This window comes from Allochromatium palmeri (genome assembly GCF_009720725.1).
Classification (GTDB): Bacteria; Pseudomonadota; Gammaproteobacteria; order Chromatiales; family Chromatiaceae; genus Thermochromatium; species Thermochromatium palmeri.
On sequence record NZ_WNKT01000031.1, the window covers coordinates 31,047 to 46,953 of the forward strand.

General features: G+C 64.5%; 12 protein-coding genes and 1 pseudogene. 10 read left to right on the forward strand and 3 right to left on the reverse strand.

What is annotated here, in order from left to right; all coding sequences use genetic code 11:
* Positions 1 to 114: 114 nt before the first annotated feature.
* The gene (gene leuA / locus GJ668_RS13535; protein ID WP_155450678.1) at positions 115 to 1,758 is read right to left on the reverse strand and encodes a 2-isopropylmalate synthase; all 1,644 of its coding nucleotides are present in this window, start codon (positions 1,756 to 1,758) and stop codon (positions 115 to 117) included.
* A 195-nt stretch (positions 1,759 to 1,953) separates the two neighbouring features.
* Here leuA and GJ668_RS13540 point away from each other — a divergent pair, with 195 nt between their 5' ends.
* From GJ668_RS13540 to GJ668_RS13565, 6 genes are all read left to right on the forward strand, one after another.
* Complete coding sequence (locus GJ668_RS13540; protein ID WP_155450679.1) at positions 1,954 to 2,418, forward strand: Lrp/AsnC family transcriptional regulator; 465 nt, start codon at positions 1,954 to 1,956, stop codon at positions 2,416 to 2,418.
* A 132-nt stretch (positions 2,419 to 2,550) separates the two neighbouring features.
* On the forward strand, positions 2,551 to 3,006 hold the full coding sequence (locus tag GJ668_RS13545; RefSeq protein WP_246194861.1) for a hypothetical protein: 456 nt from the start codon (positions 2,551 to 2,553) through the stop codon (positions 3,004 to 3,006).
* A gap of 174 nt (positions 3,007 to 3,180) precedes the next feature.
* On the forward strand, positions 3,181 to 3,831 hold the full coding sequence (locus GJ668_RS13550) for a paraquat-inducible protein A (protein WP_155450680.1): 651 nt from the start codon (positions 3,181 to 3,183) through the stop codon (positions 3,829 to 3,831).
* Entirely contained in the window at positions 3,831 to 4,460 is a 630-nt protein-coding gene (locus GJ668_RS13555) for a paraquat-inducible protein A (protein WP_155450681.1), read from the forward strand. The genes GJ668_RS13550 and GJ668_RS13555 overlap by 1 nt, the downstream gene beginning before the upstream one ends.
* Before the next feature lies 1 nt (position 4,461).
* Complete coding sequence (locus GJ668_RS13560) at positions 4,462 to 6,135, forward strand: PqiB family protein (protein WP_155450682.1); 1,674 nt, start codon at positions 4,462 to 4,464, stop codon at positions 6,133 to 6,135.
* On the forward strand, positions 6,135 to 6,734 hold the full coding sequence (locus tag GJ668_RS13565; RefSeq protein WP_155450683.1) for a PqiC family protein: 600 nt from the start codon (positions 6,135 to 6,137) through the stop codon (positions 6,732 to 6,734). The genes GJ668_RS13560 and GJ668_RS13565 overlap by 1 nt, the downstream gene beginning before the upstream one ends.
* Positions 6,735 to 6,927: 193 nt before the next feature.
* On the opposite strand, the gene GJ668_RS13570 is transcribed toward GJ668_RS13565, so the two are convergent.
* Both GJ668_RS13570 and gltS read right to left on the reverse strand, forming a co-directional pair.
* Complete coding sequence (locus GJ668_RS13570; RefSeq protein WP_155450684.1) at positions 6,928 to 8,433, reverse strand: TAXI family TRAP transporter solute-binding subunit; 1,506 nt, start codon at positions 8,431 to 8,433, stop codon at positions 6,928 to 6,930.
* 2 nt (positions 8,434 to 8,435) lie between these two features.
* Positions 8,436 to 9,644 (reverse strand): sodium/glutamate symporter, encoded by a 1,209-nt coding sequence (gene gltS / locus GJ668_RS13575; protein WP_155450685.1) that lies wholly within the window; start codon positions 9,642 to 9,644, stop codon positions 8,436 to 8,438.
* Positions 9,645 to 9,761: 117 nt separating this feature from the next.
* On the opposite strand from gltS, the pseudogene GJ668_RS20615 reads away from it, so the two are divergent.
* From GJ668_RS20615 to GJ668_RS13590, 4 genes and pseudogenes are all read left to right on the forward strand, one after another.
* Positions 9,762 to 9,905 (forward strand): annotated as a pseudogene (locus tag GJ668_RS20615) (IS1380 family transposase); the annotation flags it as partial.
* Between the two features lie 159 nt (positions 9,906 to 10,064).
* Positions 10,065 to 11,399, forward strand: coding sequence for a carbohydrate porin (locus GJ668_RS13580; RefSeq protein WP_155450686.1), 1,335 nt, complete (start codon positions 10,065 to 10,067; stop codon positions 11,397 to 11,399).
* A gap of 155 nt (positions 11,400 to 11,554) precedes the next feature.
* Complete coding sequence (ptsP, locus tag GJ668_RS13585; RefSeq protein ID WP_155450687.1) at positions 11,555 to 14,098, forward strand: phosphoenolpyruvate--protein phosphotransferase; 2,544 nt, start codon at positions 11,555 to 11,557, stop codon at positions 14,096 to 14,098.
* Between the two features lie 16 nt (positions 14,099 to 14,114).
* On the forward strand, positions 14,115 to 15,907 hold a 1,793-nt coding region (locus GJ668_RS13590), incomplete at its 3' end, for a PTS transporter subunit EIIC (protein ID WP_155450688.1).

Consider the following 15,907-nt stretch of genomic DNA (forward strand, 5'->3'; position numbering starts at 1 on the left):
GTGCATCGAGCCAAAACCTGGAAAGCCTACGAACTCGGCGAATAGTACAGGATATTCGCCGAGTTCCATCGGTTCTGCCCGCGCGTTGCCCCTACCCGTGGCTGATATTCGGCTTCAAGCGCGATTCAGCGCCGAGAGCAAGGCCCGTAGCGAGGCGGCCACGGTATCGCGGTCGATCGCTGCGCCGCTGATCGCTTGTCCAGTGATCTCCAGCCGGACATAGGCCGCCGCCTCGGCATCCGTGCCCTCGCCGATGGCGTGCTCCTGATAGTCCAGTACCGAAACCGGCTGTTCGCTCCAGCCTGTCCAGGCGGCGACAAAGGCCGCGATCGCGCCCTGCCCTTCGCCCTGCAAGACCCGCTCACCATCCGGGGTACCGATCCGCGCCTCGATGACATCATGGCCGTTGCGGTCCAACCGATAACCGAGCAACCGGTGCGGAGCCTGATCGACGATGAAATGCTGTTCGAAAATGGCGCGAATCTGCGCCGCGTCCAGCACCCCGCCGCGCGTCTCGCTCGCACGCTGGACCAGCGCGGCCAGCTCGACCTGCAACCAGCGCGGCAGGCTCAAGCCGAATTCCTGCTCCAGCACGAAGGCCACGCCGCCCTTGCCCGACTGGCTGTTGACGCGGATCACCGCCTGATAGTTGCGCCCCAGATCGGCCGGATCGATCGGCAGATAGGCCACGTTCCAGGGTGCGTCCGGTGTCTGGCGCGCGAGACACTTGCGGATGGCGTCCTGATGGCTGCCTGAATAGGCCATGTAGACCAGCTCGCCGACCCAGGGATGACGCGGATGGACCGGCAACCCGGTGCATTCGGTGCAGACGGCGACGAGCTCATCCGGGCGGCTGAGATCCAGCCTCGGATCAATGCCCTGACTGTAGAGGTTCATCGCTAACGTCAGGAGATCCGCATTGCCGGTGCGCTCGCCATTGCCGAGCAAGGTGCCCTCGACCCGATCGGCGCCGGCCAGGAGCGCCAGCTCGGCGGCCGCGACCGCTCCACCCCGGTCGTTGTGGGTGTGCACCGACAGGATGATCGCCTCGCGCCGGCTGATGTGGGTGGCGAAGTACTCGACCTGATCGGCGAAAACGTTGGGACTGGCGACTTCGACCGTGGCCGGCAGATTGATGATGCAGGGCTGCTCGGGCGTCGGCTGCCAGACATCGAGCACCGCCTCGCACACCTCGACCGCATAGTCCGGCTCGGTCGCCGTGTAGCTCTCGGGCGAGTACTGAAAGGTCCAGCGTGTCTCGGGATAGTCGCGCGCACCCTGCGCCACCCACTCAGCGCCCTGGCGCGCGATGGCTTTCACGCCTTCGCGGCCCTGGCCGAACACCCACTCGCGCTGTGCCGGCGAGGTGGAGTTGTAGACGTGGACGATCGCCTGACGCACGCCGGCAAGCGCCTCATAGGTGCGGCGGATCAGATCCTCGCGCGCCTGGACCAGAACCTGGATGGTCACATCTTTCGGAATCTGGTTCTCTTCGATCAACCAGCGCACGAAGTCATAGTCGGGCTGACTGGCCGCCGGAAAGCCGACCTCGATCTCCTTGAAGCCGAGCCGTACCAGCAGATCCCAGAGACGCCGCTTCTGCTCGACACTCATCGGCTCGTGCAGCGCCTGATTGCCATCGCGCAGATCGACGCTGGCCCAGATCGGGGCTTGCTGGATGGTGCGACTGGGCCACTGGCGGTCGGGCAGGTTCACCACCGGGCCAGGGCGGTAACGACGGTGGTCGAAGCGGCTCATGGGATCGTCTCCTGAAATGTCGGACACTGGATGGATGGGTGCTTAGAATATCCCAGTGAGCGCGACATCCGATTGCGAAGATGGCAGCAGAATAGCTTTTTTAAGCAATATTCTGCCAAAATGCTTCAAACAGACAAATCCTGACACCCGCCTGTTAAACCCTGACAGCCTGAACGCTGTTATCGAGACTCGTGTATGAAACTCGACCGCTACGACCGCCAGATTCTTGTCGAACTGCAAGGCGATGGACGTCTCAGCAACCAGGAACTGGCCGAACGCATCGGACTCTCGCCCTCCCCTTGTCTGCGTCGCGTCCGCGCACTGGAGGAGGCCGGATTCATCACTGGCTATCGCGCCGAACTCGACGCCCGGAAGCTCGACTTGAGTCTCATGGTGATCCTCAGCATCTCCATGGACCGCCACACGCCCGAGCGCTTCGAGCGTTTCGACGCCGCCGTCAAGGAGATGCCGGAAGTGCTCGAATGTCTGCTCATCACGGGACGGGAAGCTGACTATCAGCTCAAGGTCGTGGTGCGCGACATGGAGGCCTATCAGGATTTTTTGTTGAACAGGATCACACGTCTGGACGGTGTGGCGGGGGTGCATTCCAGTTTTGTCCTCAGACGGGTGTTGGAACGCCATGATTTGCCGATAACCTGATACGAGATCGCGTGTTGGAGCCACCACTTTCGGCTCCGTGCATGGAGGCCACCGCTGAACACAACCGCCAGTCTGGCACGCGCGATGCTTGCTGATTTGCACAGAGACAGTCCTCGCTAAACGAGGTGAGCCATGAACGACCACGACGAACGCCTCCAACAACAGATCTCCAGCCAGGAAGAGCGTCGAGAACACGAGCGGCGGATGCGCGGCGTCCTGACGGACATGGCGCTGCGTGGCGAAAACCGGCTCTATGCCAATACGTCCGGCGTCAGCCGGAACAATGCCCGTCTCGGATTCCGCCCCGGCTATCTGAATCGGCGCAGTGGCGAGTGCGTGCTGTCACGCTTCAGTGATGGAACCCCGGCGCCGATCCATGTACTCGACGGCCTGCCCGCGTCCTGGGTGCGGGCACGCGACGACACCGGCCATGTGGTCGCGGTCGATGCCGAGGTTGTCTCCGGCTTCGTGCGCGAGGATCGGTTCTACACTCGCGAAGAGGCCGTCCGGGACGACTTGAGTCATCGGAGCGGTTCGGAAGCGACCAGCGCAGACGCTCCAGAACGCTCGCGCCATGGCCGACGGTGAGATCCCCGACCAGCGTGCCTGAAGGCGGTAGCGTCCGCGTAGCTGAGCGCGGTCGCGATCTGGCCGAGCGGCAGGCGGGTGTCGGCCAGAAGCAACGCACCACCCTCTACATGTATAATCCCGGCACGCATCATTCCTACATGCATTATCCCAACATGCATAACCCCGACACACATGCAAACCCATGCCTGTCCCGATTGTGATCTGTTGCAGACCATCCCGAATCTCCCGGCTGGGGGCAAGGCGAGCTGCGTGCGCTGCGGCCATACGCTGGCAACAGGTACCGTAGAACCGATCGGTCGCCCCCTCGCGCTCAGCATCGCCGCGCTCCTGTTGTTGATCATTGCCAATATCGACCCGCTGATGGACCTGTCCGCCGTGGGTCGCCACGCCAGCACCACCATCATCGGCGGTGCCTATCAAATGTGGGTTGATGGCGAGCAGGCGACGGCGGTGGTCGTCGGCTTCTGCGCGGTGATCGCCCCGGCGGGTTATATCCTGTTCATGCTGACGGTGCTGGTTGGCGCCGGGCGGACGCCGGTGCCGGCCTGGGTCGGCGAGCTGCTGCGCTGGGCCGACAGCATGCGGCCCTGGTCCATGGTCGAGGTCATGATGCTCGGCATCCTGGTAGCCTTGATCAAGATCGCCGAACTGGCCAAGGTGGAACCCGGCATCGGGATGTATGCGGTGGGTGTCCTGATGCTGCTGATCCCCGCCATCGAGGTCAGCTTCGATCCGGATGCGATCTGGCAGCGGGTGGTGTGGGTCGAGCCGAAGGCGTCGCCGGAGGCCGCAGAAGATCCGCACCTTGGGCCATCTTCCTGATGGCGACTGCCCTGACTGCTGCACAAGCCGGTCTGATCGGCTGCGAGCACTGCGGCCTGCTGGTACAGCCGGCAAGCACGGCCGAGCCTGGCCATTGCCCACGTTGTGGCAGCGAACTGGAATCGCGTCGGCGGCGGTCCATCGAGCGCACCTGGGCGCTGGTGATTGCCGCGACGATCTGCTATATCCCCGCCAACCTGTTGCCGGTGCTCGGGACCACCACGCTCGGTTCCACCGAGTACGACACCATCATGGGCGGCGTGATCTTTCTATACACTTCCGGCTCCTGGCCGCTGGCGCTGATCGTGCTGATCGCGAGTGTGATGGTGCCGCTCGGCAAGCTGGTCGCGCTCAGCTATTTGTTGATCTCCGTGCAACGGCGATCGCCCGGCGGCAATCGAGAGCGGACCCGACTCTACCGAATGGTCGAATTCATCGGACGCTGGTCGATGCTGGATGTCTTCGTCGACACCTTCACCGTCGCCCTGGTGCAGCTCGATCCCCTGATGTCGGTTCGCCCTGGTGCCGGGGTGATGTTTTTCGCCGCGGTGGTCGTGCTGACCATGATCGCGGCAGCTACCTTTGACCCTCGCCTGATCTGGGACGCGGGCGCCGAGCAGGAGCTCTGAATTGGCTGAACCTATCGATAGCAACAGTTTGCCCCGAGCAACCCTGACGCCGCCCCGGCGCTCGCGGATCTCCGCTGTCTGGCTCATTCCGATGCTGGCCGCGGCCATCGCCATCGGCATCGCGGTCAACCGCCTCCTGAATGAAGGCCCGACTATCTCCATCCTGTTCAAGTCTGCCGAGGGTGTCGAGGCCGGCAAAACCGTGATCAAATATAAGGATGTCAAGATCGGCCAGGTGACGGCGGTGGAGCTGTACCAGAACTACTCCATGGTTATGGTCACCGCGAAGATCGACAAGCACGCAGAGGGACTGATGGTTGACGACGCAAAATTTTGGGTGGTGCAGCCGCAGGTCACGCTGAGCGGGATCTCGGGGCTGGGTACGCTGCTTTCAGGTAACTATATCGGCTTCGAGATGGGTCAATCGTCGAAGCGACAGCTCCGTTTCACCGGTCTGGAGGTGGCGCCCGTCATCGCCATCGACCAGCCCGGCCGAGAGTTCGTGCTGACCGCCGCGGACATGGGCTCAGTCGGCGTCGGTTCGCCGCTCTATTTTCGTCGTCTTAAGGTCGGCCAGGTCATGGCCTACCAGCTCGCCGCCGACGGCAACTCCGTCTCCATCCGCGTCTTCGTCAATGCCCCCTACGACCACTTCGTCAGCCCGCAGACACGCTTCTGGAACGCCAGCGGGTTCGACGTCTCATTGGGCGCGAACGGTTTGGACGTGCGTACCCAATCGCTGGTATCGCTGCTGATCGGCGGTATCGCCTTCGAAACACCCACTTTCGCCACCGAGTCCGCGCCCGCCGCCGCCGAGACCACCTTCGTGCTCTACGGGGATCGCGCCACCGCGATGAAGCAGCCGGAGACCATTGCGCGTCATTATGTGCTGTACTTCAACGACTCATTGCGCGGGCTGACGGTGGGTGCCCCGGTAACCCTGTTCGGACTGCCGGCGGGCGAGGTCACCGACGTGGGCATCGATATCGATCCGGCGACAACGGAACTGCGGGGTCGGGTGGAGATTGTCGCCTATCCGGAGCGCCTTGTGTCCAATATACATACAGTGCAATCGGCGAGTGCGCAGGCTATCGTGCAGAGTCCCGAAAAAAGCCATGCGTTCTTTCAGCGCCTGGTCATGGAGCGGGGGCTGCGTGCCCAACTGCGCAGTGGCAGCCTGCTGACCGGCCAGTTGTTCGTAGCCTTCAACTTCTTTCCGGACGCGCCCAAGGCGGAAGTCGACTGGGGTCCAACGATGCCTGTCATCCCGACCGTTCCGAGCACGCTGCCGAACCTGGAGGACAAGCTCTCGGACATCCTCGCAAAGGTGGACAAGATCCCCTTTGACGCGATCGGCAACGAGTTGAAGCAGACCTTGCTTACGTTGAACGAGGCGATCAAGGATATCGACAAGGCCGTGGACCACATCGACGCGGGCGTCACCCCGGAACTGAAGTCCGCCATGGTCGAGTTCCGCCGTGCGATGGAGACCGCGGACCGCGTGCTCACCGACGCCGACGCGACCTTGCTCGGTCAGGATGCCCCCGGACAACTGGAACTGCGCGACGCCTTGCAGGAGGTCAGTCGTGCCGCGCGCTCTTTCCGCGTGCTCACGGACTATCTCGAACGCAATCCGTCGTCCTTGATTCGCGGCAAAGAGGGAGCGAAACGCTGATGGCTCGACAGATCACCCCGGTCATTTGCATTCTGGTCATCTGCGTCGTTGCGGCCGTACTGGCCGGCTGCGCCTCGCCGGCGACGCGCTTCTATACACTGAGCACCTCGACGAGCACCGTCGCGCCCGCATCCAGCCTGTCGATCTCCGTTGGTCCGGTGATCGTACCGGCGGCGGTGGACCGCCCGGAGATCGTCGTCATCCTAAGTCCGAATCAGGTGCGCCTGGAGGAATTCGATCGCTGGGCCTCGCCGCTGAGGGACGAGATTTCCCGCGTCGTCGCGGGGAACCTGGTGGCCAGCTTGGGGACGCAGCGTGTCACCCAATCTGCCGGGTCGTCGAGTGCTGACGCCGACTATCGCGTCTCGATCGAGGTACAGCGGTTCGATTCCACGCCCGGCGAGGCCGCTACGCTCGATGCGGTCTGGACCCTGCGACGACCCAGCGACAGCCAGTCGACGACTGGGCGGACCAGCACGCGGGAGCCTGTTCGCGAGCCGGGCTACGACGGACTCGCCGCCGCTCACAGCCGCGCTCTGGCGCGGCTGAGCCAGGACATCGCGGACGCGGTGCGCGCGCTGGCCGCCACCTCGGGGTAAGGGCGTAAAATTTCAATCCAGAGCCCCGGCTGTATGTCAGAACCGGGGCAGTTCTTGCCACTCGCCGGGCGCTCCCCTCATGCAAAAGGCGCCGATCCTGCCCGTCCCCGGCTTGCCGCGCCCGGCGACACCTCGCTGGCCCATATCGCGCGCCTTCAAGCGCTGGTCCGGCGTCTCGCCGAACACCTGGCGCTTATCTCTCTGATGGCGACGGCAACGATCGCCCGTAATACTCGATGGCCGCCGGATGCAGCGGGATGGTCAATCCAGTCTCAGCAGTGTCCCGTGTAATCAGCGACCCCGCAGCGCTGCCGGCGCGGACGAAGTCGATGCGATCAAACAGGGCCGTGAGCACGCGCTCGACATCTGCCTTGGGCAGCGCCCCGCCGGTCGCAAGCAGGGCGGTCACGGCAACCGTGGCGACGGGTTCGGCCTGGCCCGGATAGGTGGACGCGGGCAGCACGATGGGGACATAGCCTGCGCCTTCTCGGGTCAGCAGGTCGCGCAGATCCGCGTTCAACGACAGCAGCCGAATGCGCCCGTTGGCGGCGGCTCGCTGCAGGGCGCGGGCCGGGGCGCCGATGGTGGCGATGACGGCATCGGCCTTGCCGTTGTTGAGCAGTTGCAAACCACCGGCCAGACCGGTCTCGTGGACAGCACCGAGGTCGGTCAGTTCGATGCCGGCAGCGGCGAGCAGCGCGACGGCATTGAGGTAGGAGCCGGAGCCGGGATGGCCGATATCGACCCGTTTTCCGGCCAGCTCCCGCACGCTGGCGATCCCTGAGTCGGCGGCGACGATGAGGTGCAGCGGCTCCGGGAACAGGCTGGCCAGGGCTTGCAGATCGTAGTGCGGACCAAGGACGGCGAAGGGTTCGATACCAAGCAGGGCTTGGGCCGCGACGTTGTTCTGCACCAAGGCGATGTCGACCTTACCGGTACGCAGCAGCTCCAGGTTCTCCAGGCTGCCACCACTCGGCACGGCGTTCGACGGCGTTCCCTCAGCGATCAGTTCGTCTGCCAGCAGCCGCGCCACGCGGGCATATTCGCCGTCCGGCGCGCCGCCGGCGATGATCAGCGCCCGCTCCAGCCGGTCGAGCCGCAGCGTGATGTCTTCGTAGGCGCTGTCCAAGACCTCGGTAATGATCTGCTCGCGCTCCCGCGATTGGTCACCGGCCTTAGCCAGCAGCGCGTTGATTTGCTCAATGATGCGACGTGATTCCTCGGCACCAGCCGGCCCCGCCGTCGCTGTACCGACCCCCGGATGAAAGACATCCACGGGCATCCAGCCATCGGCGCCGCGCTCGAAGCTGACACTGCCACGGACATAGACCCGGTCGCCGGCACTGTTGCCATTCTGTTCGAGGCCGTCGATGCCGCGCTCGGTGGCGCCGAGCAGGTTGCTGAAGGCGGCGACGTTGAGGGTGTCCCAGGACGAGAAATCCAGGTCGCGGGCAAAGGTGAGCACGGCGTTGTAATAGACGATGCGACGTTTGAGTCCGTCCGCGCCAGGATTCAGCGGGCCGCTACCGAGACGCCGCAGGCTGGTGAGATTCAAGGTGTCGGCCCCCAGAGCCTGGGTCAGGCGCGCCTGGACCACCTGGGTGACGCTGGACTCGTCCGGGCCGTCGACGCAACCGGCCATGAGCAGCGCCAGCAGAACAGCGGAGAGTGTCGCGATGATGCGCTTGGATGTCAGCATGATCAGAACCCGAACCAGGGCAGCGCCATGAAGCCCTGAATGACCAGGGCGTTGCAGATGTCGATGAGGAAGGCGCCGATGATGGGCACCAGCAGGAAGGCCATCGGCGATAAGCCATGACGACTGGTCACGGCCTGCATGTTGGCGATCGCCGTGGGCGTGGCGCCAAGCTGAAAACCGCACTGGCCGGCGGCAATCACGGCGGCGTCATAGTTGCGGCCCATGACGTTAAAGGTCAGGAACACCACCAGCAGCACCGTCAGCAAGGCCTGAGCGAGCAGGATGATCAGGATCGGCAGGGCCAGATTGACCAGTTCCCACAGGCGCAGCGACATCAGCGCCATGGCTAGAAACAGCGACAGGCTGACGGTGCCCATGAGCTCGATGGTCGGGCCGTCGATGCGATACAGACCGCTCAGACTCAGGGCATTGCGCAGGATGATCCCCACCAGCAGGCACCAGACGAAGGTGGGCAAGGTGATGCCGGGAATGACCAGATGCTCGGCCAGCAGCGTGCCGACACCCATGCAAAACATCAGGATCAGAATGGTCTCGATCAGCGATTCCGGACTCAAGGCACGGCGTTCGTTGCGCGGCACCTCGCCGGGGCCGAGCTGGCCCGGCGTCTGCACCTGCGGTTGCAGCCGGTGCCGGCGGATCAGCCATTGCGCCACGGGTCCGCCGAGGACGCCACCCAAGATCAGCCCGAAGGTGGCGCAGGCCATCGCCACCTCGACGGCGCCCTGCAAACCGTTCACCTCGCCGAACACCTGCCCATAGGCGGCGCCGGTGCCGTGCCCGCCGGCCAGTGTCGCCGAACCGCCGAGGATGCCCATCAAGGGGTTCAGATCGAGTCCAATCGCGATGGCCACGCCGACGACGTTCTGCAGCACCAGCGCCACCACCACCACGCCTAGCAGCAACAGCAGCTTGCGCCCGCCCTGCCCCAGCGTCCGCACATCGGCACCGAGTCCGACGGTGGAGAAGAAGATCAGCAGCAGCGGCGATTGCAGCCCCATGTCAAAGGACAATTCGGTCCCGGTGCCGACCCGCACGGCCGTCAGCGCCAGGGCGACGATCAGTCCGCCGACCACCGGATCGGGGATGCTGTAACGCGCCAGGAAGTCGATGCGCCGGATCAGCCAACGACCGACCAGGAGCACCAGGATGGCGAACACCACGGTCAGCGGCAGCGGGATTTCGATGGCCATGATATCTGACACCTTTCTAACCCGAATTATTCATGAAAAAGGGCAAAACTCGTTTAACCAATGGATAAGATTGCTGTTCGGCCAAGAACGCTTCGGAGAAGCTAAACGAGGTCGCCGATGTCCCAGTTTACCCAAGAGTCGCTACGATTTCCTCCTGTCGATGGCCTGAGTGTGTGCGCCGAGTTTGATGGTAGGGCGATGACTTCAGACTTTGGGCCCTTGATTTTGCGTGGTGTCGATCAGCAGATCGCTCTGACCGATGGCCAATGGATCCCCAGCTAAAATGAACGCATAAACTGTGCTTGCAGAATCCGGAGTCGTACCGAACACGATCAAACTTATCGCGGAACGATCAGAGCAGGGTCCGACAGGGTTTGTCGACCCGCGCGTCTTCGACCGCACCACCAGCGAGCGAACCCAATGAACCACCGAATCACGAGCCGCCTGATTCAGCATGAATTCAACCGGATCAGGCCGCGCCTCCCCGCGACAGCCCTCATTCTAACGTTGACGGCGCCCGCAGTCCTGGCGTCGGATTATCCGTCGAGTGACTATTTTCTCGCCGACTGGGAGGCGCGGGATGCCTGGAAGGGGCATGGGGTCAGTGTCGGGCTCAGTTACACCTCCGAGCCCATGTTCAACGTCGCCGGCGGGGAGAAGCTCGGCGGAACCTACACCGACAACATCGGCCTGGAATTCGGCTTCGACCTCCAGCGCCTCCTCGGCATCCCGGCGACCAACCTGGTGATCAAGGGGTCGAAACGTGACGGAACCTCCGTCTCGGAGCGCTTCATCGCGCCATCGGAGGGCGGCAACCTCTTCACCGTGCAGGAGATCTACGGCGGGCAGAACGTCAAGCTCGCCAACGTCCAGTTCAACACGATCCTGTTGGACGAGCGCCTGAATATTGCCTACGGGCGACTCATCGCCAACGACGACTTCCTGCGCTCGCCGCTCTACTGTCAGTTCATCAACAATTCCTTCTGCGGCAGCCCGAAGCCGGTCTTCCTGCAAAACCCGTTTACCTTCACCGCCTACCCGCTGGCGACCTGGGGCACACGGATTCGCTACGACACCCCATCGCGCGTCTGGACCCTACAGGCGGCGGTCTATGACGGCGACCCCGAGGGCAAGGAAGGCGACCCGGCCAGCAGCAGCCACAACACCCACGGCACCAGTTGGGGTTGGGGAAACAACGGGGTGACGATGGCTGGCGAGATCCATTACCACGTCAACCGCGACTCCGACTCTGCCCTGCCGGGTACCTACAAGGTCGGAGGCTATTACATGACCGGCACGTTCCAGAACCTCGAGAGCACCGACAATGCCACCGCGACCGGAAGCGCCATGGGTTGGGTCCTGGGCGATCAGATGCTCTACCGTGAACGACCGGGATCGGAACGCGGACTCTGGGGCTTCGGTGCACTGGTGTTCAGCTTCACGAACGACACCAATCCCATGCCCTGGTACTTCAACACCGGCCTCGTTTACCAGGGGCTATTCGAGAGCCGGCCCCGGGACACCACCGGGCTGGCCATCACCAGCGGCTGGTTCGGCAACGAGGTCAACGTCGCGCGCCGTGCTCAAGGCCTAGCGGAGAAGGATTACGAGGCGGTCATCGAGCTCAATCACCAGTTCGTCCTCGGCAGAGGCATCAGCGTCCAGCCGGATATCCAGTACATCATCCGTCCGGCAGGGACGGGCGATATCGACAACGCCCTCGCCATCGGCGCGCGGGTGGTTGTCAATTTTTGATCACCGATGGCGCGTTGTGCGTCGTATGATCGACGGGCGCGCTCATAGGCGCCGGCGAGGTCGTCTCCGGCCAAGGACTCGACAACCACAAGCATCACCGACCAACCGCGTGCGCGATACGCCCAATCAGCACGGGCATTTAGGAGGACACCGCATTGGCTTCACTGATCCTGAAGGCGCCGCTCGACGGCGTCGTCGTGCCCCTGGAACAGGTTCCGGACCCGGTCTTCGCGCAGAAGATGGTCGGCGATGGCGCTTCCATCGACCCGACCAATCAGCTGCTCACCGCGCCCTGCGAGGGTCGCGTGACGCAGTTGCACCGGGCACATCATGCGGTGACCCTGACCACTGCCGACGGCATCGAGGTGATGATGCACATCGGCCTCGACACCGTGAACCTCAAGGGCGAAGGCTTCACCGCCAAGGTCACGGAGGGTGACCAGGTGGCGACCGGCGACCCACTGATCGAGTTCGACGCCGATTATCTGGCAACCCACGCCAAGAGCCTGCTGACCCAGATCCTGGTGGCCAACATGGAGCGGGTGTCGTCGCTGGCGGCAGTCAGTGGGTCGGTCTCGGCCGGCAGCGACGACTTCCTGACCATCCAGACCATCGCCGCCGATGGCGCCGAGGCCGAGGCCGCAGGAAAGACCGTCAGCTCCGAGGCCATCCTCATCCCCAACGCCACCGGCCTGCACGCGCGCCCGGCGGCGGTGCTGGCGAATCTGGCCAAGCGCTTCAAGTCGCGCGTGCTGCTGACCCGAGGCGACGATCAGGCCAACGCCAAGAGCGTGGTCTCGATCATGGGCCTGGAAATCGCGCAGAACGACAAGGTAATCATCGTCGCCATCGGGCCGGATGCGGACGCGGCCATCGCCAGCATCGCCCCGCAGCTCGCCGCCGGACTCGGTGACGAGGGCACGGCGCCCGCTCCGGCGCCGGCGACCACCGAGCCGGACCCGGCCAATGCCCCGGCGCCGCGACCACGCTCGGATGATCCCAAGGTGCTGCTCGGCGTTGCCGCATCACCTGGGCTCGGCGTCGGTCGGGTGTTCCAGTTGCGCCGCGACGAGATCGATGTTCCCGAAGCGGCGGACGGCGAGCCGCGTGCCGAGCGCCGCCGCCTGGAGGACGCCGTCGAGCGGGCCAAGAACGAGCTGGAGTCGCTGCAGACGGAGCTGCGCGCCAAGGCGGACCCAGCCAAGGCTGCGATCTTCGCGGCCCATCAGGAATTACTCGAAGACCCGGACCTGATGGAGATCGCCGAGAGCGCCATCGCTAAGGGCAAGTCAGCGGCCTTCGCCTGGCAGCGCGCCTACAGCACCCACGCCGATCGGCTGGCACAACTCAAGAGCGAGATCATGGCCGGGCGTGCCATCGATCTGCGCGATGTCGGCCGCCGCGTGCTCGGTATCCTGACCAATCATCCCACCGAGGAGCCCGAAATCCCGGCCGATTGCATCCTCATCGCCGAGGAGATGTCGCCCTCCGACACCGCCAAGCTCGATCCAAAGCGAGTGCTCGGCTTCGCCACCATCGGCGGCGGCGCGACCTCCCATGTCGCCATTCTGGCCCGCTCGCTGGACATCCCAGCGGTGGCCGGCATCGAGCCGCGGGCGCTGGACCTGGCCAACGGCACCCAGGTGATCCTGGACGGCGGCACGGGCCGGATGCGCATCGACCCCGACCCGGCCGAGGTCGATATCATCCTGACCCTGAAGCACAAACTGGCCGAGAAGAAAGAGGCGGACCTGGCCAGGGCCCATGAGCCGGCCACCACCACCGACGGCCATCGGGTGGAGGTGGTCGCCAACATCGGCGGCCTCGACGACGCCAAGCACTCGATCCCCCTCGGCGGCGAGGGCGTGGGCCTGCTGCGCTCCGAGTTCCTCTACCTGGAGCGCCAGACCGCGCCCACCGAAGACGAGCAGGTGCAGATCTACTCAGACATCGCCACGGCGCTGGACGGTCGGCCGATGATCATCCGCACGCTCGACGTCGGTGGCGACAAGCCGCTGCCCTACCTGCCGATGCCGCGCGAGGAGAACCCCTTCCTCGGCATTCGCGGCGTGCGCATCGGGCTCGAAAAGCCTGAGATTCTGCGCACCCAGGTGCGTGCCATCCTGCGCGCCGGCATCGGCCGAAAACTGCGCATGATGTTCCCGATGATCGCGACCATCGACGAGATCCGCTCGGTGAAGGGGCTGGTGATGGAAGAACGTGCCAAGGTCCCCGGCGCTGAACTGGCTGAGAACGCGGTCGAACTGGGCATCATGGTGGAGGTGCCCTCAGCGGCGGTCATGGCCCGGCAGTTCGCCCGTGAGGTCGACTTCTTCTCCATCGGCACCAACGACCTGACCCAGTACACCCTGGCCATGGACCGCGGGCATCCGAAGCTCGGCGCCAAGGCCGACGCCATGAACCCGGCCGTGCTGCGGCTGATCAAGCAGACCGTCGACGGCGCCCATGCCGAGGGCAAGTGGGTCGGTGTCTGCGGCGGCATCGCCAGCGACCCGCAGGCGGTTGCCATCCTGGTTGGCATCGGCGTCGATGAGCTGTCGGTCAGCGTCCCGGCCATCCCGGCGGTCAAGGCCGAGGTGCGAACGCGCTCGCTCGCCGATTGTCAGGGCCTGGCCGAACAGGCCCTGGCCTGCGACACCGCGGCGCAGGTCCGCGCGCTGATACCCACCGAGTATTGACCGGGAGCATGCCGTAATGAATCTAAAAGCAACCTGGGACGGCGCCTTCGCCAACCTGCAAAAGATCGGCAAGGCGTTGATGCTGCCGGTGTCGGTGCTGCCGGTGGCCGGCATCCTGCTCGGCGTCGGCAGTTCCATCGCGGGCGCCGAGGATCTCGCGCCCTGGCTGATCAAGATCGGCGAGATCATGGCTGCCTCCGGCGGCGCGGTCTTCACCATCCTGCCGCTGATCTTCGCCATCGGCGTCGTGCTCGGCTTCACCAAGAACGACGGTGTCGCGGCCATGGCCGCCACCGTCGGCTATTTCGTCCTGGTCGCCGCGCTAGGTGTCATCGGGCTCATGTTCATCGACTGGATGGCGCCCGTCGAACCCCTGGCGCTTCAGGATGGCAAGAGCGCCTATGTCGAATACGACGCCGCCCGCGAGCGCTTCATCTGTCTGGATGCCCAGGGGCGCACCCTGAGCAAGGTCCGACTCGAGGAGGCTGCTTCCGACGGCAGCGGCACCCGCAGCATCAGCTGCGGCGATGGCAATGCCGCCGTGCCCTTCTCGATCCAAGAGGTGGAGGACGGCGGTGGCGCGCTGGCCCTGTATCAAGACAGCAGCGGCAACGCGGTCCCTTTCCCGGTGGCCAAGAGTCGCGCCGAGATCAAGGAGATCTTCGGCATCGAGTCCATCGACACCGGCGTGTTCGGCGGCATCCTCATCGGCCTCATCGCCGCCTGGCTGTTCAACAAGTACTACCGCATCCAGTTACCGGCCTATCTGGGTTTCTTCGCCGGCAAGCGCTTCGTGCCCATCGTGGTGTCGTTCGCGGCCATCGGGCTGGCCGCAATCCTGGCGGTGATCTGGCCGCCCATCGGCGGCGCCATCCGCAGCTTTGGCGACTGGGCCGCCTACGGCAACCCGGCGGCGGCGGTGACCATCTACGGCGTCGTCGAGCGCATGCTGTTGCCCTTTGGTCTGCACCACATCTGGAACGTGCCGTTTTTCTTCGAGGTCGGCACCTACATCGACCCCAAGACCGGCGAGGCGGTGCATGGCGTGCTGAGCCGCTTCTTCGCTGGCGACTATGAGGCGGCCATCCTCGGCGGCGGTTTCGTGTTCAAGATGTTCGGTCTACCCGCTGCGGCGCTGGCGATCTATCACTGCGCCAAACCCGAGAACAAGGCGCGGGTGGCCGGCATCATGGGCTCGGCAGCGCTGACCAGCTTCCTGACCGGCATCACCGAGCCGCTGGAGTTCGCCTTCCTGTTCGTCGCGCCCTTACTGTACGTTGTCCATGCGGGACTGGTTGGCATCGCCTACCTGGTGACCTATCTGCTCGACGCCCGGCTCGGCTACAGCTTCAGCCACGGCTTCATCGACTATGCCCTCTACTGGGTCAACAACATCAAGCCCTGGATCATCCTGATCCTGGGGCCGATCTTCGCGGTGGTCTATTACCTGGTCTTCCGCACCCTGATCCAGTGGCTCAACCTGAAGACGCCGGGCCGCGAGGAGGCCGTCGCGGATGCCGAGAACTTCAAGGACATCATCGCCGACGACTTCGCCAAGGAACTGGTGCTGGCCTTCGGTGGCAAGAGCAACATCGCCGGACTCGACGCCTGCATCACCCGCCTGCGCGTCGAGGTGGTGGACATCCACAAGGCCAACCCGGACAAGCTCAAGGCCATGGGCGCCGCCGGCGTGGTGGTGGTCGGCAACAACATGCAGGCCATCTTCGGGCCTAAGTCCGACAACCTGAAGACCGACATGGAAGAGTACCTGGCCCATGCCGGCCCCGAGGCCGAACTGCCCGAGGGCGC